This window comes from Trichococcus flocculiformis, from assembly GCF_963662535.1.
GTDB lineage: Bacteria > Bacillota > Bacilli > Lactobacillales > Aerococcaceae > Trichococcus > Trichococcus flocculiformis.
On record NZ_OY759718.1, the window covers coordinates 2,610,634 to 2,630,651 of the forward strand.

19 protein-coding genes and 1 riboswitch are annotated in these 20,018 nt (G+C 50.0%); of the genes, 7 read left to right on the top strand and 12 right to left on the bottom strand.

Going from position 1 to position 20,018, the window contains the following annotated elements; genetic code table 11:
- Positions 1-10: 10 nt before the first annotated feature.
- Positions 11-508: an ECF transporter S component gene (locus ACKPCD_RS12355; protein WP_321433398.1), complete on the top strand. Its 498-nt coding sequence runs from the start codon at positions 11-13 to the stop codon at positions 506-508.
- Between the two features lie 60 nt (positions 509-568).
- Here ACKPCD_RS12355 and ACKPCD_RS12360 read toward each other — a convergent pair whose 3' ends face one another.
- Positions 569-1,492, bottom strand: a complete 924-nt coding sequence (locus tag ACKPCD_RS12360; protein ID WP_321433399.1) for an AEC family transporter — start codon at positions 1,490-1,492, stop codon at positions 569-571.
- 208 nt (positions 1,493-1,700) lie between these two features.
- On the opposite strand from ACKPCD_RS12360, the gene ACKPCD_RS12365 reads away from it, so the two are divergent.
- On the top strand, positions 1,701-3,134 hold the full coding sequence (locus tag ACKPCD_RS12365) for a bifunctional metallophosphatase/5'-nucleotidase (protein ID WP_321433400.1): 1,434 nt from the start codon (positions 1,701-1,703) through the stop codon (positions 3,132-3,134).
- Between the two features lie 75 nt (positions 3,135-3,209).
- On the opposite strand, the gene helD is transcribed toward ACKPCD_RS12365, so the two are convergent.
- The 4 genes from helD to ACKPCD_RS12385 form a co-directional block, all read right to left on the bottom strand.
- Positions 3,210-5,453: an RNA polymerase recycling motor HelD gene (gene helD / locus ACKPCD_RS12370; RefSeq protein WP_321433401.1), complete on the bottom strand. Its 2,244-nt coding sequence runs from the start codon at positions 5,451-5,453 to the stop codon at positions 3,210-3,212.
- A gap of 230 nt (positions 5,454-5,683) precedes the next feature.
- Positions 5,684-7,048 (bottom strand): MBL fold metallo-hydrolase, encoded by a 1,365-nt coding sequence (locus tag ACKPCD_RS12375; protein WP_321433402.1) that lies wholly within the window; start codon positions 7,046-7,048, stop codon positions 5,684-5,686.
- Between the two features lie 15 nt (positions 7,049-7,063).
- Positions 7,064-7,726, bottom strand: a complete 663-nt coding sequence (locus ACKPCD_RS12380) for a DUF1345 domain-containing protein (RefSeq protein WP_321433403.1) — start codon at positions 7,724-7,726, stop codon at positions 7,064-7,066.
- A gap of 34 nt (positions 7,727-7,760) precedes the next feature.
- Positions 7,761-8,141 (bottom strand): VOC family protein, encoded by a 381-nt coding sequence (locus ACKPCD_RS12385; RefSeq protein WP_086987939.1) that lies wholly within the window; start codon positions 8,139-8,141, stop codon positions 7,761-7,763.
- Between the two features lie 290 nt (positions 8,142-8,431).
- Positions 8,432-8,578, top strand: a riboswitch (Lysine riboswitch).
- A gap of 140 nt (positions 8,579-8,718) precedes the next feature.
- Here ACKPCD_RS12385 and dapA point away from each other — a divergent pair.
- Positions 8,719-9,606, top strand: coding sequence for a 4-hydroxy-tetrahydrodipicolinate synthase (gene dapA, locus ACKPCD_RS12390; RefSeq protein WP_086942264.1), 888 nt, complete (start codon positions 8,719-8,721; stop codon positions 9,604-9,606).
- A 202-nt stretch (positions 9,607-9,808) separates the two neighbouring features.
- Here the strand turns inward: dapA and ACKPCD_RS12395 are convergent, their stop codons facing one another.
- Together ACKPCD_RS12395 and ACKPCD_RS12400 are read right to left on the bottom strand one after the other, a co-directional pair.
- The gene (locus ACKPCD_RS12395; RefSeq protein ID WP_321433404.1) at positions 9,809-10,915 is read right to left on the bottom strand and encodes a dipeptide epimerase; all 1,107 of its coding nucleotides are present in this window, start codon (positions 10,913-10,915) and stop codon (positions 9,809-9,811) included.
- Between the two features lie 471 nt (positions 10,916-11,386).
- The gene (locus tag ACKPCD_RS12400) at positions 11,387-12,151 is read right to left on the bottom strand and encodes an SDR family NAD(P)-dependent oxidoreductase (RefSeq protein ID WP_086987937.1); all 765 of its coding nucleotides are present in this window, start codon (positions 12,149-12,151) and stop codon (positions 11,387-11,389) included.
- Between the two features lie 168 nt (positions 12,152-12,319).
- Here ACKPCD_RS12400 and ACKPCD_RS12405 point away from each other — a divergent pair, with 168 nt between their 5' ends.
- Positions 12,320-12,661, top strand: a complete 342-nt coding sequence (locus ACKPCD_RS12405) for a DUF898 family protein (protein ID WP_276644932.1) — start codon at positions 12,320-12,322, stop codon at positions 12,659-12,661.
- Positions 12,662-12,709: 48 nt separating this feature from the next.
- On the opposite strand, the gene ACKPCD_RS12410 is transcribed toward ACKPCD_RS12405, so the two are convergent.
- From ACKPCD_RS12410 to ACKPCD_RS12420, 3 genes are read right to left on the bottom strand one after another with little or no spacing between them, the layout of a single operon-like run.
- The gene (locus ACKPCD_RS12410) at positions 12,710-13,375 is read right to left on the bottom strand and encodes a DUF6320 domain-containing protein (protein ID WP_321433405.1); all 666 of its coding nucleotides are present in this window, start codon (positions 13,373-13,375) and stop codon (positions 12,710-12,712) included.
- On the bottom strand, positions 13,372-14,751 hold the full coding sequence (locus tag ACKPCD_RS12415) for an alcohol acetyltransferase (protein ID WP_321433406.1): 1,380 nt from the start codon (positions 14,749-14,751) through the stop codon (positions 13,372-13,374). The genes ACKPCD_RS12410 and ACKPCD_RS12415 overlap by 4 nt, the downstream gene beginning before the upstream one ends.
- Positions 14,752-14,799: 48 nt before the next feature.
- Positions 14,800-15,720, bottom strand: coding sequence for an alpha/beta hydrolase (locus tag ACKPCD_RS12420; protein ID WP_321433407.1), 921 nt, complete (start codon positions 15,718-15,720; stop codon positions 14,800-14,802).
- Positions 15,721-15,985: 265 nt separating this feature from the next.
- On the opposite strand from ACKPCD_RS12420, the gene ACKPCD_RS12425 reads away from it, so the two are divergent.
- From ACKPCD_RS12425 to ACKPCD_RS12435, 3 genes are read left to right on the top strand one after another with little or no spacing between them, the layout of a single operon-like run.
- A complete protein-coding gene (locus ACKPCD_RS12425) occupies positions 15,986-16,189 on the top strand; it encodes a PLDc N-terminal domain-containing protein (RefSeq protein ID WP_068558862.1) in 204 nt (67 codons plus the stop codon).
- On the top strand, positions 16,189-17,106 hold the full coding sequence (locus ACKPCD_RS12430; protein WP_321434570.1) for an ABC transporter ATP-binding protein: 918 nt from the start codon (positions 16,189-16,191) through the stop codon (positions 17,104-17,106). Before ACKPCD_RS12425 ends, ACKPCD_RS12430 begins: the two co-directional genes overlap by 1 nt.
- A complete protein-coding gene (locus ACKPCD_RS12435; protein WP_321433408.1) occupies positions 17,103-17,867 on the top strand; it encodes an ABC transporter permease in 765 nt (254 codons plus the stop codon). The genes ACKPCD_RS12430 and ACKPCD_RS12435 overlap by 4 nt, the downstream gene beginning before the upstream one ends.
- 143 nt (positions 17,868-18,010) lie before the next feature.
- Here ACKPCD_RS12435 and ACKPCD_RS12440 read toward each other — a convergent pair whose 3' ends face one another.
- Both ACKPCD_RS12440 and ACKPCD_RS12445 read right to left on the bottom strand, forming a co-directional pair.
- On the bottom strand, positions 18,011-18,958 hold the full coding sequence (locus ACKPCD_RS12440) for a FecCD family ABC transporter permease (protein ID WP_321434571.1): 948 nt from the start codon (positions 18,956-18,958) through the stop codon (positions 18,011-18,013).
- Positions 18,959-19,010: 52 nt separating this feature from the next.
- Positions 19,011-20,012, bottom strand: a complete 1,002-nt coding sequence (locus tag ACKPCD_RS12445; protein ID WP_321433409.1) for a FecCD family ABC transporter permease — start codon at positions 20,010-20,012, stop codon at positions 19,011-19,013.
- Between the last annotated feature and the right edge of the window lie 6 nt (positions 20,013-20,018).

Consider the following 20,018-nt stretch of genomic DNA (forward strand, 5'->3'; position numbering starts at 1 on the left):
GGCGAGTTGTATGAAAACTGAAAAAAGCAGTACTTACAGATTGGTTATTTTGGCCTTATTTATAGCGTTTACCGTCGTCATGACCTTATTGTTCCGCATTTCGATCCCTTTTGGCTACGTTAACTTGGGAGACATGGTGCTCCTGTTGGCCGGTCTGTCCTTCGGAAGCAGCGCGGGCTTTATCGTCGGTTCACTCGGCAGCATGTTGGCTGACCTGTTCGCCGGTTATGCCTTCTATGCGCCGATTACCTTTGTCGTGAAAGGTTTGGAAGGATTCTTTGCCGGCTGGTTGTTCCAGAAAATGGATCACAAGAAGCCGTTGGTTGCCACGGTGATCGCCGGTGTGTGGATGGCGATCGGATACGCCATCGGGGACACGATCCTATTCAGTTTTGGTGCCGCGATTGCTTCCTTCCCGTTGAACATCGCGCAGGGCCTCGTGGGGGCATTTCTGTCCACACTCTTGTACCGTTGGTTGAATCCTTACATCACGAAGAACTTGAAATAACGAATGTACGCCCACTCCGTATGGTTAGCGGAGTGGGCGTTCTTTGTGCATCTATGCTGCTCAAAACAGCAGCGCAGCCAACAGCGGGATCGTGAACACCGACAGCAACGTCGAAATGAAGACGTAGCGCGTTGAAAAGGCTGTGTTGCCACCGTACTGCATCGACAATGCCACAGCCATCGCCGGGCCAGGCATGGCCGAAATGATGACGAGAATCCCCAGCATAGTCGGATTCGTCAGGATGCCCTTCGTAGCCCACCAGAGAAACAACGGAATCACGATCATGCGGTAGAACGCAAACAGATAGATTTTCCATTCCTTGAAGGCACCTAGGATATCGATGTCGGCCAATGACGCGCCGATGATGATCATCGCCAATGGGGACGTGATATTCCCGATGCTGGTGGCGGTGTCCATCACCGACGCCGGCAATTTAACGTCGAACAGGAACACGAACACCGCGAACAGCGAAGCGAGGTTGCCGGGATTCAGGAGAATCGCTTTCAAGCTCGCCCGCGACTTTTTCGAGCCTTTCGCAATCAGGAAGACTCCCAAAGAGTAGATCAACAGGTTGTTCGGGATGCCGTAGAGCGAGGCATAAAAAAGGGCGCCGGTGCCGAAAATAGCCTGCACGACCGGCAATCCCATGAAACCATTGTTCGTGAAGATGGTCAGGAACTCGATGATCCCTTCCGTTTCCTTATCCGCGCGGAACAGTTTCGGACTGAACTTGGCCAATCCGACCGTGAAAAGATACATCAGGGTAGCGGTCAACAAGACGAAGAGCGTGTCCGACTTCGTACCTACCTCGCCTGCACCTTCCACCGATGCAATCACAAGCGCCGGCACCGTGACATAGGTGATCAACGCTGCAAAATTGGCGTTCGCGTGCTTGTCGAAAACTTTCATGACCGTCGCGAGATAGCCTACAAACATGATCATCACCAGCATGATCATCCTACTAAATACAACACTAACATCCAAAATTCTTGTTCCTCCTCTGCCGACCATCCATTTATATATCCAAATTCTAACACAGTTCTGCGTTGAAATTTTATTTTCCATTACGTTTCAGGATTCTTCCTGTGCCGTACAGGGCATAACAATCGGTATCTGCCGCACAGAATGTTAGAATAGAAGCAACCATATAACGAATGCTTCTGTCACATTTCGTCCTGAAAGGTGGATTACTATGCAAAAAAAATTGACGATCCTTCAGATCAACGACACCCACAGCTACTTGGAGTTGCACAACGAACTGTTCTATGAAAAAGACAAATTAGCGTTCCGCAAGGCTGGGGGGTATGCTCGTCTCCAAAGCCTGATCAAAGATTTCCGCAGCAAAAATCCGACACTCGTTTTCGATAACGGCGACACGATCCATGGCACCTACGAAGCGATCGCTACGAAAGGCTGGCACATGCTGCCCGTCCTGAACGAAGTCGGCTTTGATGCCATGACATTCCACTGGGACACCGGCTTCGGTCCGGCCAATCTGAAAAAAATCGGCGAACAACTTCACTACCCGATTCTCGCGATCAATGCCTATGAAAAGGAAAGCGGCAAGTTGGCGTTCGCTCCTTACAAAATCCTGTCCGTCGGCGAAATTTCGATCGGTGTGATCGGCATCGCCTGCAATATTATCGATAAAACGATGCCGCCCCATTTCAGCGAAGGACTTTCTTTCACTTTGGGGCGCGAGGAACTGCCGGGTTATGTAGCGGAACTGAAGGAAAAAGATGTCAATCTGATTATCGTCCTGTCCCATCTCGGTTTCCCGCAGGATCTGAAATTGATGAGCGAGGTCGAAGGCGTGGCGATCTGTCTGAGCGGTCACACTCATAATCGGCAGGAGCACATCGTCCATGTCGGCGAAACGGCAGTCATCCAATCCGGCTCGCACGGATCTTTCCTTGGTGCACTCGAAATGACTCTTGAAGACGGAGTGATTCAATCCATCGAGCACCAACTTATTCCGGTGACGGAGGATATCCCGGAAGACTCCGAAATGAAATTGTTGGTCGAGGATGCCCTCTCCCCATATCGCGAGAAATTGGAGCTGAAAGTCGGTGAGACCAAAAAAGTGCTGCACCGCGGCTGGAGCGTCGAAACAACGATGGACAACTTCCTCTTGGATGCGATCCTTTTCCACACGAAAACAGATCTGGCCTTCTCCAACGGCTGGCGCTACGGGGTTCCAATCCTGAAAGGCCCGGTAACGCTGAGGGAATTGTATCAGATCATTCCGATGGATCCGCCGATTTCAACTGCTATCCTGACTGGTTCGGAAATAGTCGCTCTGCTGGAAGAAAACCTTGAGAGCACCTACGCAGCGGACCCATTTAATCAGATGGGCGGCTACCTGAAGCGGGCGATGGGCTTGCATGCTTACCTGAAACTGGAAAATCCAAAAGGAACCCGTGTCCAAAAACTTTTCATCGCCGGCGAAGAAGTCATCCCGGATAAAGAGTACAACGTCAGCTATGTGACCAATCAGGGTGTGCCGAAGAAATTCGGAAAAGAACACAAGAATCTGGAAAAGCATGCAGTCGAAGCGATGATGGATTACTTGGCCGAAATGGGCCCCTATGAAAAAGACTTGCGCGGAACTTATCAGATCGTCTGATCCGCCACCACAACAAAAAATAGCTCCGATGGAATCTGTTTATGGACTGCAGACTCCGCCGGGGCTATTCAGGTTTCACATTTTTCTTACGTCATAATAATCCGGATCCACGCGTTCCACCAGTCCAGCTTCCTTCTCGGAAACAGTCAGATAGAGCTCGTGCATCGCTCGGGTGCAGATTGTGTAGAGGATCTGCATTTCGTTCTGGGCAGCTTTTGCCGGATAGTGGCAAATCGCAAAAACGACATCGAATTCCAGACCTTTAGCCAAACGGGCCGGCATGATCAATACCGGATGATGGCTGTTGTCGGTATCCTGCTGCACGAGTTTAAAGTCAATACCAGCAGCCGACAGTTCCTGGCTGATGCGTTCCGCATCTTCCGCATTGCGGCTGATGAAAGCCAGGCGCATGCCGGCAGCGACGCTCGCATCCACATTCTGTTTGATGTAGTCCATATCGAGCCCGCCATCGTCGGTCAGCAGCACTTCCGGTTTCTTGCCGGAACGGATATAGGTCCCTTCCGGTTTTTCACCTTCGATGAAGCTTTCCGAGAAACGGACGATTTCATTCGTCGAACGGTAACTGGTCAGCAAACGGTAAGAACGGAACGTACTTTCGGAAAAAATGGTCCGGAGATCATCAAAGGAAAGACGTCTGTTCAGGATATTCTGATTCAAGTCGCCGCTCAGGATGAAGCGTGCGCTCGGGTAGGCATGCTGCAGCATCTGCAGTTGGAAAGGTGAAAAATCCTGCACCTCATCCAGGCAGATGTATTGATATTTCATGTCGCTGGATGGTCCCTTCAGCAACAAACGCAGACTATAGTAGGCATCCAGATCTTCAAGCAGCACGCTCTTCTCTGCCATGTGTGCCGCAACCACAGCGATGTGGGTGCGCCATTCATCCTCATCCAAGCCGAAAGCATCCAATGAAAGCAATTTAGGAACGGCTCTCAGGAAATGGATGTATTGGTTCTTATAACGGATAAAGGCCAGCGCTTCGATCCTCGCGACGATCGGTTCGAAAGCGTCCTCCAGGATATCAGCCGTCATGGCCTCTTCCATCGCTTTTTGGTTGTGGGTCTCTTTCTCGTAACGGTACAGATCCAGATCGGACATGGCAATCATTTCTTTTTCGACCCATGGCTTGCCTTTTTGCGATTGTTGGATGCGTTCCACGCGCTGCAGCAAATGTCTTTTGAGAATATCCAATTTGCTGGCCAATGAACCTTGGCTTTCGATGCTATAGAAAGCCGACTCGATCTCCTTCTCCGAAAGGATGATGTCACCGCGGAAACGAATATCCGAGAATTTCAGGTAGCGTTTCTTCAGGAGCGCGCCGTATTTCTGCAACGCTTCATAAAAAGCCAAGCTGCCCTTCAGTACCGTGACCTTGGCTAAGCTGTCCTCTTGATCGGCGCGCAAAGAAAATCCGGTCACCTTCCGCTCCATGAATTCGCTGAAGGTTGTATTTCCGACATTCAGTTCACCCAATGCAGGCAACACTTGGGAAACATATTCCTGGAATATTTTGTTCGGGGAAAACAGGACGACTTCTTCCGACTTCAATTGGTCTCGGAAAGCATACAGCAGATAGGCGATTTTCTGCATCAGGACAACTGTTTTTCCTGATCCGGCAACCCCTTCTATCAGCGTGACGGCCGCTTTGGTTTCCCTGACAATCTGGTTCTGTTCTTTCTGCAAAGTGGATACGACCGTGCCCATCTGATAGGATGAAGGTCCTTCCAACACTTCCAGCAAATAAGGATCGCCCATGACATTGTCCGTGTCCATCATGCGGATGATTTCCGCCTGTCTGATCAAAAATTGTCGTTTCAGGTCAACGCCGTATGTCATCGGTTGATCCGCTATCATCAGCTTCACTTTTTCGCCTTTGCTGCCTTCATAATAAAGCGATGCAATGGGTGACCGCCAGTCGACGATCAGGTTCTCATCTTTTTCGAACAAAGATCCGATCCCGATATAGATGGTTTCATTGCCGTACTCATCGTGATAGTCGATACGACCAAAGTAAGGCTCATCCTGCATTTTTTCCAATACTGCGACACGCTCATTGCTGTTCTGTAATTCATTGTTGCGAATCATCAGTTCCTGTTCGAAGGCCCGCAGTTCCGCCGACGATTCCCAGACGCTCTCTGAGGATCCTTGGCTGATTTTGATCTCTTTGGATTCCTTTAATTGCTGTCTTTGCTTTTCACTTTTTTCTTCTACTTGCTCGGCCAATCGCGTTTTTTCGTCGTTGATGACTTTAATGACGCGATGGACACGTTCCTGTTCTTTCGTTAGATCTTTATGCAACCAACCGACACCTCTTTCTTAAAAAAACTCATGGACTATTCGGTCTACTTCACTAAATGCGACATTTAGTAGTATACCATCGTACAGGGATTCTGGCTATTTATTCCCCGCGTCTTGATAGAAACGATTTAAATCAAAAAGCAGCCGGAAGGAAGGGCCTTTTGCAGCTCTTCCTTCCGGCTCATTTTGTTGTGCTGATTACCTTTTTGCAGGTCCTCGCGCATTTGTGTCTATCCATTGAGGCTGTTTTCGATCGCAGTGTATCCTCCCAGGATATTGATGATTTTTTTGAATCCTCGCTCCTCCAAGGCGCCGATGGCAACTGCCGAACGGACACCTGATTGACAATGGACGTAAAGAGGTTCATCCCTTTTAAAAGGCAACGGGGCCTCCAAAAGTTTTCCGAGGAGCACGCGTTTGGCGTCGGAAAGATGCCCTTCATTCCATTCGCTCTGCGAGCGCACATCCAATATCTGCAGATCCTTTTCTTGGCGCAAAGCGATGAAGGCTGCTGCGGTGATCGTTTCAGTCATCTCACCGCCAGCGATTTGCCCGGCATCCAGATAGCCTCTGACTTGGTCGAACCCGATCAGCTGCAGTTGACGGGTAGCTGTTTCAGCATCTTCTTTGGTTCCGATGAGCGTCACTTGCCCGTCGTAATCCAGGAACCACCCCACATAAGTCAAAAACTTTTTGTTCAACGGAATATTCAGCGTTCTTTCGATATGGCCGGCTTGATATATCTCTTTCGCGCGCAGATCGATCATCCTATCATTCGGCCCAGCCTGTTGCAGCGGGAAAATCGGATACGGTACATAGGCGCCGCTGTCCCGTTTGTTGATTTTCTTCATTTGTGCAAAGTAGCTGGGCGGCTCAGGCTGGTCCTGCGTCAACGCCTCGATAAAGCTCGTTTCTTCATCATATTGGAAAGCCCAGTTGTTGTATTTTTCGTAGCCCAAAGTGGTCATCGGAACGGCTCCCAGCGACTTTCCGCAGGCGCTGCCGGCGCCATGTCCCGGCCAAATCTGCAGATGGTCCGGATAGTCAGCCATTTTCTGCAGGGAACGGAACATCGCTTTTGCTCCGATTTCAGTGGTCCCTTGCATATGCGCAGCTTCTTCCAGCAAGTCCGGCCGTCCAACGTCGCCCACAAAGATGAAGTCGCCGGTGAACACTCCCATTGGAATGTCCGAACCGCCGCCGATGTCCGTCAATACAAATGACACGCTCTCTGGCGTATGTCCCGGCGTGTGCAACACTTCCAGTTTGACTTTCCCTACAGAAATGATGTCCCCATCCTGCAGCAGCACACTACCTTCAGGCAAATTCTGATAGCGCCAGTCATCCCCGCCCAAGTCCGATACATACAGTTTGGCACCTAAGCGCCTTCCGCTTTCCTGAAGACCGGATGCATAATCGGCATGGATATGCGTTTCCGTGGCTGCAGTGATGACCAATCCTTCATCCTCGGCTGCCTGGATATAATCATCCAAGGCCCGCAGGGGGTCGATAATAATGGCTTCTCCCGTTTTTTGACACCCCACTAAATAGGAAAATTGCGCTATGTGCGGATCAAAAAATGATTTAAAAAACATGCATAAACTCCTCCTTCATCTGCTCAAACTAGCGACAAAATTGATGGTCGTGGCAATGATGGCTGTCCCGAAAATGAAGGACAACAGGGCGTGCCCCAGCGCAGCCTTACGAAATTCCGGTGTCGTAAAAGTAGTGTCGGAGACCTGATAAGTCATCCCGATTGTGAACGCCAGATAAGCGAAATCCCAAAAATTAGGTTTCTCGGTCCCTTCAAAAACCACGCCGCCGTTCACATCGCGATAATACAGTTCCGCATACCGTAACATATAGAGTCCATGCACCGTCGTCCAGGAGAGTACGATGCTGAACAGGCCAAATCCGATTGTCTCGAAACTGCGTTCTTGGGTGGTCAACATCAACGCGACAGCCCCGATACTGATCAAACATGCCAACAGGACAAAAAAATCGATCGTCGAATATTGGATATCCTCTTCTTGCGCAATCCGTTCCGTTTCCGTCCCATCATGAGGATGAAAATCCTTCCACAGCAAATACAATAAAATGATTGCGGCACTGTCCCAACCGATCAAAGGGGTCAATTCCCAACGTAACAGGAAACCGGCTGTCAAGCCGATACTGGTACCGATCGCTCCAGCAATCAGAAAGCGCGTCCTCTTTTTGCGCATATCCCTTCCTGCTTTCGTTTGATCGGCAAATAGATGGTTTCTTTTCATCATGGCAGCCCCCCTGATTTTCGGCCTCATAGTTCTTTCAGATGGTGATTTCGATTACATTCTTTTCTGGATCAAGGAACATGCTTTCGTAGTAGCCATCCCCCGTCACGCGCGGTTGGCTTTTGCATGTGTACCCCGCTTTGATGAGCCTGTCGGTGAAAAAGTCGACGTTCTGCTTGCTGCCGACGGAGACAGCCAGATGCGCCCAGCCCAGCATATCAAAAGGATAGCGTTCCGTGACATTCATCCTCTTCATAAGTTCCAAACGGGCTCCTTCACGGAAGGTAATGAAGTAAGATTGGAAGTCTTTTTCAGGATTCCGATATAATTTATTAGCCTTTCCGTCAAAAAAACGAACATAAAAATCGCGCATCAGCTCCAAATCATCCACCCAGACTGCAACATGTTCTATCTTCATCAGTTTTCACGTCCTCTCAAATTCTTGCCGGTGCGCTGGAGACAAACTCTGCGCGGATGGCCTGCAACAAAACATCCCGGAATCCCTTTCTGGACTTCCCTCGAAAGCGTTCCCTCAACCTGATTTTATCACATTGCTGGCGCATATGCTTTCCCGGAGCATCCGGATGCACTGTCACCGAATGTGTCTTTTTTGCCATTTTTTTCAAAGCATTTTCTCAGCATCCACTCAGAATATGATTGACAGACTGATTTGTATTTGATAGTGTGGAGTTAACAAAATACGATTCGATGTGATGAAGAGGTCGCGGTTAACAATCAGTAAGGGGTTCCCTGAAAGGTGTTGCTGCCGAAATACTCTGTATTGGGGCCAAGGTTGAATAAATCTGGCACTGTCGGACAAAGCCGCCCAGCTTTGTTCGGTGAGCTTCTCACGTTGGGGCAAATTGGTGGAATTCACTATCTGGATGCAATGTTTCAGCTTAAGCAGCCTGTTTTGAACGACTATGAGACCATTTGCTCATAGTCGTTTTTTGTCTATTCATAAATAAAACACAGAATTCAGGAGGAAGATAAGCATGGCTATTTTTGAAGGCTCAGGCGTCGCTATTGTTACGCCGTTTAAAGATACGGAGAACCAAGAAATCAACTACGAGGTATTGGAAGAACTGATCGAGTTCCAGATTGCGAACGGAACCGACTCGATCATTATCGCAGGAACAACCGGAGAGGCTTCCACGCTGACGGATGAGGAACAGCTGGATCTGATCCGCTTCACTGTCGAAAAAGTCAATGGCCGCGTACCCGTCATCGGCGGTGCCGGAAGCAACGATACGCGCCACGGCGTCGGATTGACGCGCGCTGTCGAAGCAACGGGTGTGGATGCAATCCTCAGCGTCACCCCTTACTACAACAAAACATCGCAAAAAGGCTTGATTGAACATTACAAAGCTATCGCCAACAGCGTGAAAGTGCCGATCGTCCTTTACAATGTGCCTGGCCGTACCGGTCAGAATATTACCCCAGAATCTTTGGTGGAGTTGGCGAAAATCGACAACATCGTTTCGTTGAAGGATGCTACCGGCAACTTCGGCCAGGCAGTGGACAACCTGCGTCTTTTGGGCGATCGTTTGGACATCTACTCGGGTAACGATGACACGATCATCCCGCTGATGAGCTTGGGCGCAAAAGGCGTCATCTCCGTCCTTGCCAATATCGCACCGAAAGCTACAGCCGAAATGACCCACGCTTGGCTAGATGGCGACATCAAAAAAGCTGCAGCAATGCAGGCCGAGTACAAAGAACTGATCGACTGCCTGTTCGTGGAGCCGAATCCGATTCCAGTCAAAGCAGGAATGCAATTGTTGGGCTTCAATGTCGGACCGATGCGTCTGCCTTTGACGGATGCCGATCAAGCAGTCATCGACCGTTTGGCCGCAGCCATGAAAAAAGTTGGTTTGATCTAGAACAACCCAAAAACCCCTTCCGGAATAATTTTTATTTCCGAAAGGGGTTTTGTATTTGTCAGAAAAGATGCAGCAGATATTTATTTACCAATAAAATAATCAGTACAAGAAGCATAACAATGACAAAACCGATGGCTCGCTTCACATAGAACTCCCTCAACTTCATGGAAATCCCCTTCCATGACCGCTCTGGAAAAATCTTTTATTTTATGACTACAAGCTTTTTGAAATGGGCCTTCGGAAAGGCACTGATGCCGATGCCGTTCGCATCCCCCAGCTTGATTGTGCCTCCGGTGAACAGCGGACCGCCCTCATAGGATTCGATTTTGTAGAACGACGGCCCAATGAGGTCGACCATCGTGATGCAGTTTTTAGCGGCTGCCAGATGGGCCGCTGCACTGACCGAAATCTTGCTTTCCAGCATGCAACCGATCATACAATCCACCCCGTAGGTTTCCGCCACGGTGCAGATTTTGAGGGCCTCGTGAATGCCTCCGGTTTTCATCAGTTTGATGTTGATGAGGTCGGCTGATTGTGTCTGGATTATATGGAGGGCATCCTTCATGGAAAAAATACTCTCGTCGGCCACTATCGGTGTTTGGACATGTTGCTTCACAAATTTCAGGCCGGCCAGATCGTGCGCCTTCACCGGCTGTTCCACCAGCTCGGTCTGCATGTCCTTATCCTCCAGCAGACTGATGATGCGGATCGCATCCTGGGGGCTCCAGCCTTGATTTGCCTCGACCCGGATACGGATGCCCGGTCCGACGGCCTTGCGGATAGCCAGCAAACTATCCACATCTTTGAGCCTTTGCTTACCGACATTCACATTCAGGATGCTGAAGCCGTCCTGAACGGCCTGCATACTGTCGCGCAGCATCTCATCGATGGGATTGTCGCTGATGGTGTAGGCAGTCTCGATTTTCCGTTTCGCTCCGCCCAGTACTTTGTACAAAGGTTGGCCGAGCGTTTTGGCATATAAGTCGTAGACAGCCATGTCAACGGCAGCTTTAGCTGATGTGTTGTTGACGATGCTGGCATGCAGCCTTTGCATGATGGTATCCAGGTCGAAAATTTCCATCCCGATGATGCTCGGAGCGATATATTGCATGATGGCCTCGCGGATGGAAGCCTTTGTTTCGCCGGTGATCAAGGCTGTCGGTGGTGCCTCCCCATAGCCTGCAGTACCGCTGTCCGTCACGATGCGGATCAGGATGTTATTCACGGCATCAACCGTGCGCGACGCTGTTTTGAATGGCGTCCGCAGCGGGATGGCCACTTCCCCAATTTCAATTCTGTCGATTTTCATCATCAAACCCCCTCTCTTCACCGGCACGCTTTCTAATCCGGGATAAGGCAGCGGCTTTTTCAGCTGATTTTGTTCGACCACCCGTTTGTATCTATTTTACCAAGAAAACGCTTAGGCACCAAACGGGAGGCCGTAGTCTGCTGGCTTCTCGATGAAGCACGATAAGATAAATAACGTCCAAGCGGCCAGCAGCGTTACACTGGTCGCTTGGACGTTATTTTTTTCTGCTTACAGGGCTACGGCGGAAATTCGGCTATCATTTTTGCTCGTGTTCTCCGGCCAAGAGGAGCTTCGCCGGAGGAAAACTTGGTTTCGGGTTGCCTCCTCAGGTGAAGATTGCTTCACCTGAGTTCAGGAGCCCCATTTAAGCGTCTCCTCCGGCCGCATCAGAACTCACCGGAGAAAAACAGCTGAATCCAGTTCGGTTTCTTTCGGCCAGCTTCGCTTGCGCCAGCTGGCCTCCCGCATTCATTATCCTTGTTTTTTCTTTTGCTGCCTGCTCGTCAGGCGCACGACCAAGTTGCGCGGCGCCAGCTTCGACGAGAAGAGCGCTCCCTTCAGCAACATCGTCGGAACGATGATTTTCTTGCGTTTATACATTTTATCCAAGGCATAATTGACGCAGTATTCAGAAGTGATGCCCTTCAGATTGAACTTCACATCAGCTACTTTATTGAACTCTGTGTCTACCGGCCCCGGACATAACGAACCGACGTAAACGTTGCTCTTCTTCTCTTCCAATTCTTCAGCGATTGCAGAGGTGAAACTTGTTACGTAGGCTTTGGTTGCGTAATAAGTTGCCATGTAAGGCCCCGCTGGCATCAGTCCGGCAACCGAAGCAACATTCAGAATATAACCTTCATTTTTTGCGATCATATCCGGCAGAAATTTCTTGGTCAGAATATGAACCGCCTTGATGTTGACATCGATCATCTCCAGTTCCTTGTCCAGGCTGGTCGTCGTGAACGCGCCGAAATCGCCGAAACCGGCACAATTAATCAGCATGGAAATATTTTTGCCCTTCGTTTCTTCGTACAGACGGTAGCATTCCTCCGCCTTAGCCAAGTCCGCTGTGATGATTTCACTTTTGGTCGACAAGTGTTTGGCGATTTCCAAAAGTCGATCCTCACGCCTCGCAACCAGAATCAGATCGTACCCTTGTTGGCTCAGCTTCTTAGCGAACTCCTGACCGATACCGGAGCTTGCGCCAGTGATGAGCGCTAGTTTATTTGTCATTATTTGTCCCTCGCGTTTCGTCAAAATGATAGTTGTATTTAGCGTATCGTATTTGCTTCATCAGAGCAATATTTAAGTGCATCTGCTAAATGTTTTCACTATATTGATAGAAACTATTTGAAACGAATACCGTAATATATAGGCAAATAGAAATGAAGGAGTGGTATTTTGCACCATCATAACGATTCTTATTTCACCGGAACACTGTTGGAGTATTTGGGCATTATGCTTGTCAGTTTTCTCGCGGGCTTTTTCACTCTCGGACTGGCTGCACCTTGGGCTTTCTGCCACCGGGAAAGATGGGTCGCCAGGCATACCTACATCGAAGGTCGCCAATTGCATTTTGTCGGAAAATCCTTTGATCTGTGGCTTTTCTTGCTGAAATGGACTCTTTTTTCAGTCCTGACTTTGGGCCTCTACTCTTTTGTTGTGCCGATACGTTTCCAACAATGGCGCATCAAAAATACTTATGTTTACGGCTATTGGGACGAATACTACGCGACGGAATAACAACTTCATCCAAACAAAAAACCCCAAACACGGGGTTTTTTCGTTATCTTAAACATGCATCCGTTTTTCCAACTCGCGCCAAATCTCGCCGCCGTGGTAGAGCAGGATGATGACCAAGGTGACTGCGCTCATCATGACCGACAGGCTTGAAGGCAATGATGTCGTGACCCAATCCAAGGTCAGGAAAAGCGCCGGCAGCAGCCCCAGCAAGGCGGCTGTCAAAAGGTAAAGCACATAGTCCCTCACGCCCAAGTTGACAAGTCGCACTGCGATATATAGGGATATGATGGCAAAACTGCAGATGATCGGTACGGCATACGTGGTCGACCACCCGCTCCATCCTGACAAATAATCCAAATAAATGCACAGGAGCGACAGCGAGACGATCAGATAAACGATGCCCTTTGCGATGTTCCGCCTTTTCCGGATCAGGATCAAGACGGAAAGCCACATGCTCATGATCCCGAACAGGGCGAGCTGAAGATTCTCCATCCGTCCGATCCAGATCAATTCGATCAGCAGAAAGGCGATGATCAGAACGAAGGAAATCAAGGTCAAATATTTCCAGACTATTTCCTTATTGAACCGCAGCGGAATCTTCGGATAGGGATCCGGCAGCACCGGATCGGCGGCTTCATCCAATGTCGTTTGGCACAAGGGGCATTGATCCCATTCTCCCTTGATGGTCGCGTTGCAGTGATGGCAATATCTCATTCTAACTCACCTTCCAAATCTTTACTTGTGACCTTATTCGCTGCGACAGTTACGTCTATGCCTGCGTGGGTCAAAATCCGGACAAATTGCTCCTCGATCGTGGATTCGACAAATGGTGAGGTGAAACTGACGGTCAGCTGGTCTCCATGGCTGATGGCGCAAAATTGCGGACGGACCGCTGAAGTGTGGAAATACATTTTTTCGATGTAGCCGTCGATCGGATCAGGAAACGTGACCTTTCCTAGATTAGAGATCGCAATCGTCAAATTCCGGTTGCTGACGTAATTGACCAGCTTCAGAACAAGGTCTTTGATAGGTCGGAAGACCACCCGCGTGAAGGGGCTGTACTCGAAGGCAATCAATGTCCTCAGCTTGTCCTCCAAGCTTTCCGGTGTAATCTGTTGCTGGAACTGCTCCTTCAGGGTTTGGGCTATTGCGCCAATATCATCCGTATTGTCCTGTTCATTTGTGGTATAGATCAGGCGAGTTGTGCTGAAAAAATTCCTGGCAGAATTGGACGGGAAGAACTGCCTTAAATTGACCGGAACAGAAACAGCCATAGCCGATCCGGGTTTAAAATCGGGACTGGCTCTGCGTACAGCCAGCATAAATACTGCAGTCAGATACAAGGTCAGCGATGTTTGCTGTTCCCGGGCCAAGGCAAGCACCCCCTTGACCGGCATCTCCAATTCGACGACATGTGGCCGGTTGTCAGGCGTCTTTTTGCCGCGGAACTGGTGCACCTGCCGATTCTGCTTATTTTCCTCAGGCAAGGCACTCTTTTGCGATGGACTCTTTCCAGCCAATTGACTGACTTTCGCGAAGGAACGGATGGCGGATTGTGCCGCGTCAGTAAAGTTCTGTTTCTTATTCTTGCGGAAATAGTGCGCAAAACTGTCCTCCAGTTGATGGTTCAAGCGGTCATGCGCCGCGGCACTCAGGCCTTCAAAAGCCTCGGGATGCCGCAGCATGATATACGCCTTCAACAGATCCTCGAAAAACCAGAGCGCACCGGTTCCGTCCGACAAGGCATGGAACAATTCCAAATGAACCCGGTTTTGGTTGTAGAAGACTCGAAATAACAGTTCCTTCCGATCAAAATGATAAATTTGCGCGCAAGGAGGTAACGTGTCGGCTGTCACTTTTGGCTTCAAATCGCTTTCTTCCAGATAATACCAGAAAAAGCCACGCCTTAGCACGCTATGATACAGCACATAATTTTCATAGACTTCATCGAGCGCCCGCTGAAGCAGGATCGGATCCACGGAATCGGTCAATTCCGCACTCATGCGGAAGACCTTCGTATCGCTGTTCGTCATGGCCGCTAAAAATATGTTGGAGGCATTATCCAAACGTACCCACTTTTTTCGGTTCACTGCTGCCCCTCCTTTCTTCCTTCTTTTCTATAGAACGAGCTTCTTGGCTTATGCATTAAGAAACGCATTGATGACTTCGTAGGCTTCTTCAACCGATTCGGCCGTCTTCGGATAGGTGATGAAGCCATGGACGATACCGTTCACGCGATGAACCTGCACCTTGTTGCCGGCTTTCTGCAACGCTTCCGCGTAGGCTTCGCCCTCATCCCGCAACGGATCGAATTCGGCTGTGATCACCAACGTTTCCGGCTGATTTGACAAATTTTCAGCCATTAAAGGTGCGACATACTCATTTTTACGAAGTTCAGGATCAGGCTGGTATAGCGCCATATATTCTTCCATTTTTTTGGCAGTCAGTCCGTAATCCTGTCCATTCGTACGGATCGATTCGAAAGGGGAAGCTTCCGAATGATCCCAATAGGTGACCGGATACAACAAAATCTGTTTGATTGGCGTCGCTTTACCTCTATCACGGAGCAGCAAAGACACGGATGCGGCCAAATTCCCACCGGCTGAATCGCCGATCAGAATCAAATCTTTTTCATCCGATAAGCCGCTCATTTCCAGATGCTTCAGCAATACTTCCGCTACCCGGTAACAATCATAGAGGCCTGCCGGATACGGATGCTCCGGCGCCAAACGATAATCGACAGAATAGACCGTTCTACCGGTCAGATCCGCCATGTTGATGCAGGCATTCGTATAGGTTTCGATGTCACCGATGACCCACCCGCCGCCATGGAAAAAGAGCAAGGGTTCTTTATACAGATGCTCTTTCGGATAGAAGACACGCACGGGAATATCATGGGAACGGTCCTCCGAATAGATTTTGTGATCCATGATGATATAGCCCTTTTTTGGTTTGGGAGCCAAAATCTGCTGCACTTTGCGGACGCGGGCATAATCTTCCTGCATGTTGATTTTTGGTGACGACATCAACTTGAGCATCAATTTAAACAATGGATTCATTCAATTTTCCTTCCTCTGACAGCGTTGGCTGTTCTGGTATCTTTGCTTTATTATAGCACAGGATGAGCTAGTCCCATCACAGTTGGACCCTTCGTGAAGGCTACATGTGTGATGGATATGCCACTCTTTCGGCTTGCAAATTCCGCCTATAGTGTTATACTTGTTATATAACGAACGATCACGGGAGTGGTTTTGTTGAACCCAATCGTAAACCTAACCTGGAGATATAAAACTAAGCGAAAAAAAAGAAAGAAGGCGAGTTTTTATGTCAGCTGATTTGCAGCCATACTTCCCTATCCTGATCCCTTTAGTCGTGATCCAGATCATCCTGTTGATCACGGCCCTGCTCCACCTGAACAAGCATCCCCATGTAAAAATAGGCAATAAAAATCTTTGGATCTTCGTCATCATTTTCCTGAACATCATCGGTCCGGTCCTGTATTTTTTGATTGGAAGGGGCGATGAGTGATGGACATCCTCACGATTGCCGGATTGGGGAAAGCCTTCGGGAGCCAAAGCGTGCTCGATGACCTGTCCTTCTCCGTCCCTGAAGGCTCGATCTACGGTTTCATCGGCAAGAACGGCTCCGGAAAGACGACCACCATGAAGATCGTTTTGGGCTTGCTGTCGGCAGATACCGGCGAAATTTCTGTTTGCGGCGAAAAAGTGCATTACGGTGACACCCGGACGAACCGCTTCATCGGCTACCTGCCGGATGTACCCGAATTCTACGGTTTCATGACCGCAAAGGAATATCTGCGGCTGTGCGGCGACGTCACAGGCATGCCGTCCGCGCTTATTCAAACCAAATCCGAGGAACTGTTGGAACTGGTCGGGCTGGCGGATGTGAAAAAACGCATCGCCACGTTTTCCCGCGGCATGAAACAGCGCTTGGGGATTGCCCAGGCTTTGCTGAACGAACCCAGGCTCTTGATTTGTGACGAACCGACTTCCGCCCTGGATCCGATTGGCCGTAGGGAAATATTGGATATCCTGCTGAAAGTGAAAAAACGGACAACCGTCATCTTTTCGACCCATGTCCTGAACGATGTGGAAGCAATCTGCGATCAGGTAGGCATCCTTGACGGAGGAAAAATTGTCCTGACAGGCTCGGTATCCGAACTGAAAAACACTTACTCCAGACATTCCTGCACGGTGACCTTCCGGACACAGGCGGATGCTGATTTATTCCGGACAAGTGCACGGATTAACGTCGTAGGGAGCCTCGTTTCTGAAAAACATGCTTCTGTCACCATCCAATCTGAAGATCCGGAACAGACCATGGCGTTGATCATACGGATTTTGAGCGAAACTGGGTTGGTTCCGCTCCGAGTGGAAACGGTCGAACCCAAACTAGAAGATATCTTCCTGGAGGTGATCCGATGAGAGCGTACCTTGCCTTCACAAAAAAGGAACTGATTGAATATACACGAAACTTTAAGATGTTCCTTGCGATTACCTTGTTTGCGTTGTTGGGCATCATGAACCCGTTGACGGCCAAATTTATGCCCGAACTGTTGGGAAATTTCATGCCAGAAGGGATTACGATCCTCATTACGGAACCGACCAACCTTGATTCCTGGATCCAATTCTTCAAAAACGGCACCCAGATTGGCCTGTTCATCATCGTCATCCTTTTGAGCGGTATGATGGCAAAAGAATACGAAAAAGGCACGCTCATCAATATGGTCACGAAAGGACTGCCGCGCTGGACCATCCTGTTTTCAAAATTTACAGGCGCCTTGTTGCTTTGGACCATAAGCTACTGGCTCTGCTTTTTCATCACTTTGGGATACACGCTGTATTACTTTCCTGAAGGTACCACCGAAAACTTGACACTTTCGGTCATCAGCCTCTACCTGTTCGGTATATTGCTTATTGCTGTTTTGCTGCTGGGGTCTGTCCTGTTCAAAAATGCCTATGGACCGCTGTTGTTGACCGGGGCGTTCCTGTTGGTGCTGTTCTTGTGGAATCTGTTTCCGGAAGCAGCCACGTGGAACCCGTTGGTGTTGGTCTCGCGCAACATGGATATGCTGCAAGGGACACTGCTGCTTGAGGACCTTCTGAATCCGCTGCTGATTACGGGATTGATAATTGCTTCAAGCCTCTTTACCGCAGGGAAACTTTTCAGTAAGACTACTTTATGAAAGTAAAAAAACGCGCCATCCAGCCCTTTTCCGGCTGATGGCGCGTTTTTTGATGTTTTCCGTATCCGATCAGTCGACAGATGTTTTAACTCTCGGGTATTTCCGTCACCGGCCTGGGCTCTCGCCCGACAGCGGACCGATCCTCAGCGCATTTTCCCCAACAGCAAATACAGGAAATAAGGCGCTCCGATCAAGGAAACGACGATACCCGTCGGAAAAGCGGTATCCATCACTGTGCGGCCGATCGCATCGGCAATCAACAGGATGCTGCTCCCGACCAAGAGCGCAATCCAGCTGAAGCGTTCATGCTGTTTGCCGACCAGCTTTTTGGCAATGTGCGGGGACATCAGGCCGATGAAGCCGATGTTGCCGGTCAACGAGATTGCCGCTGAGGCGATGGCGACCGCACAAAGCAGCAGAATCAATTTATCGTTCCGGAGTTTCAATCCCAATGCAGCAGCGGTCTCCTCGCCCAGCGCCAAAATATTCAGCGTCGGGGCTTTCAGGAAGAGGATTCCCACCGCCAACAGCCAACCGGGCAGGATCGTGAATACGAACGGCCAGGTCGATCCCCAGATGTTTCCCGACATCCAAGCGGCGATGAAGCTGACGTCGGTCCGGTCAGAAGCGGACATCAGCAGGACGATCAAACCCGAAAAGGCGGAGGAAATCCCCGCTCCGATGACCACCAGCTGCATCGCATGCTGTTTATGGCTACGGCTGTAACTGAGCAGGTAAACCGCGGAGGCAGCCACCAGCGCGCTGATGAAAGCGACAAGCGGCAGGACCGCCGAAAACTGCAGCATGCCTTCGCCCGCAAACAGATAGAAGATCGTCACGCCGAGACCGGCACCGGAATTGATGCCCAGGAGACCCGAATCGGCCAGGTCGTTGTTGCTCAAGGTCTGCAGGATGATGCCGGCGCCTGCCAGGCAGGCGCCGGCCATCGTCAATACCAAAGCCCGGGGCAAGCGGATCTGGTAAAAGACGTAGTTTTCTTTAAAAACCCCGTTCCCTGACAGCACCTGCAGGATGCGGTCCAACGGAAGCGAAGAATAACCCATGGACAAGGCAGCGAGGAAAGTCGCCACGAACAAAAAGAGGAATAGCCATAATTTTTTTCGATAAGTCAGATTCCATTCGTTAAACAGCTCGGATTCCCCCTTTTCTGGCGATTGTCACGTAGAAAGGCACGCCGATCACGGAAACGATCGCCACAACGGGAATTTCGAAAGGACTGACGACCGTGCGGCCGATATAATCAGCCAGGATCATGAAAGTCCCGCCGACCGTGATGCACAACGGAATGATCTTGCGGTAATCCTGCCCGACCATCTTGCGCACGACATGTGGAATCATCAAGCCGATCAGAGCGAGATTGCCGGCGATGGCAACCGCGCTGCCCGCAAGCAAAGTGATCAAAAGAATCAGGACGGTCCGGATCAGATTGGTCCGTTGTCCCATGCTGATCGCTGTTTCCTCGCCCAAGCTCAGCACCGTCAACTGGCCGCTGAACACCAGGCTCAACAACAGCGCCAGTCCGATGACCGGGGTGATGCTCAAAATATTCCAATCGACACCCATCAGGCCGCCGGAAGTCCACATCGAGACGTCTTTCGAGATGCGGAACCAGATTGCGATCCCGTCCGCGATGGCCTGGAAAAAGAACGAGACGGCTGCTCCAATCAGGATCAGGTTCAAGGGTGATTGTCCGCTCCTCGTCGCATTACTGAGACCGTACACGAACAGCATCGCCAAACCCGCACCCACGAAACAGGCAATGGAAACGAGCAGGTAGGAACTCTGCGGAGCAAAGGCATAGACCAAGGCCACCGCGATGTTCGCTCCGGAAGTCAGCCCCAAAAGCCCAGGATCGGCCAACGGATTCCGCGTCAGCGCCTGCATGATCGCTCCGGCAACTGCCAAGGAACTTCCCACGAAGAAGGCACCCAGGATGCGCGGGAAGCGGATGCCCCGCAGGACAAGATAATAATCGCCGCCGCCTTTCCCGATGAGCGCTTCGAACAGGTCCGACCAATCCGTATCCGCCGCTCCTGTGTAAAGCGCTAGGACCGCTGCCACGATCAGCAACAAGACAGTCACTGCCAGATAGATTCCGAAGGCCTTTCGTTTCCGTTTAATCACTGCAAT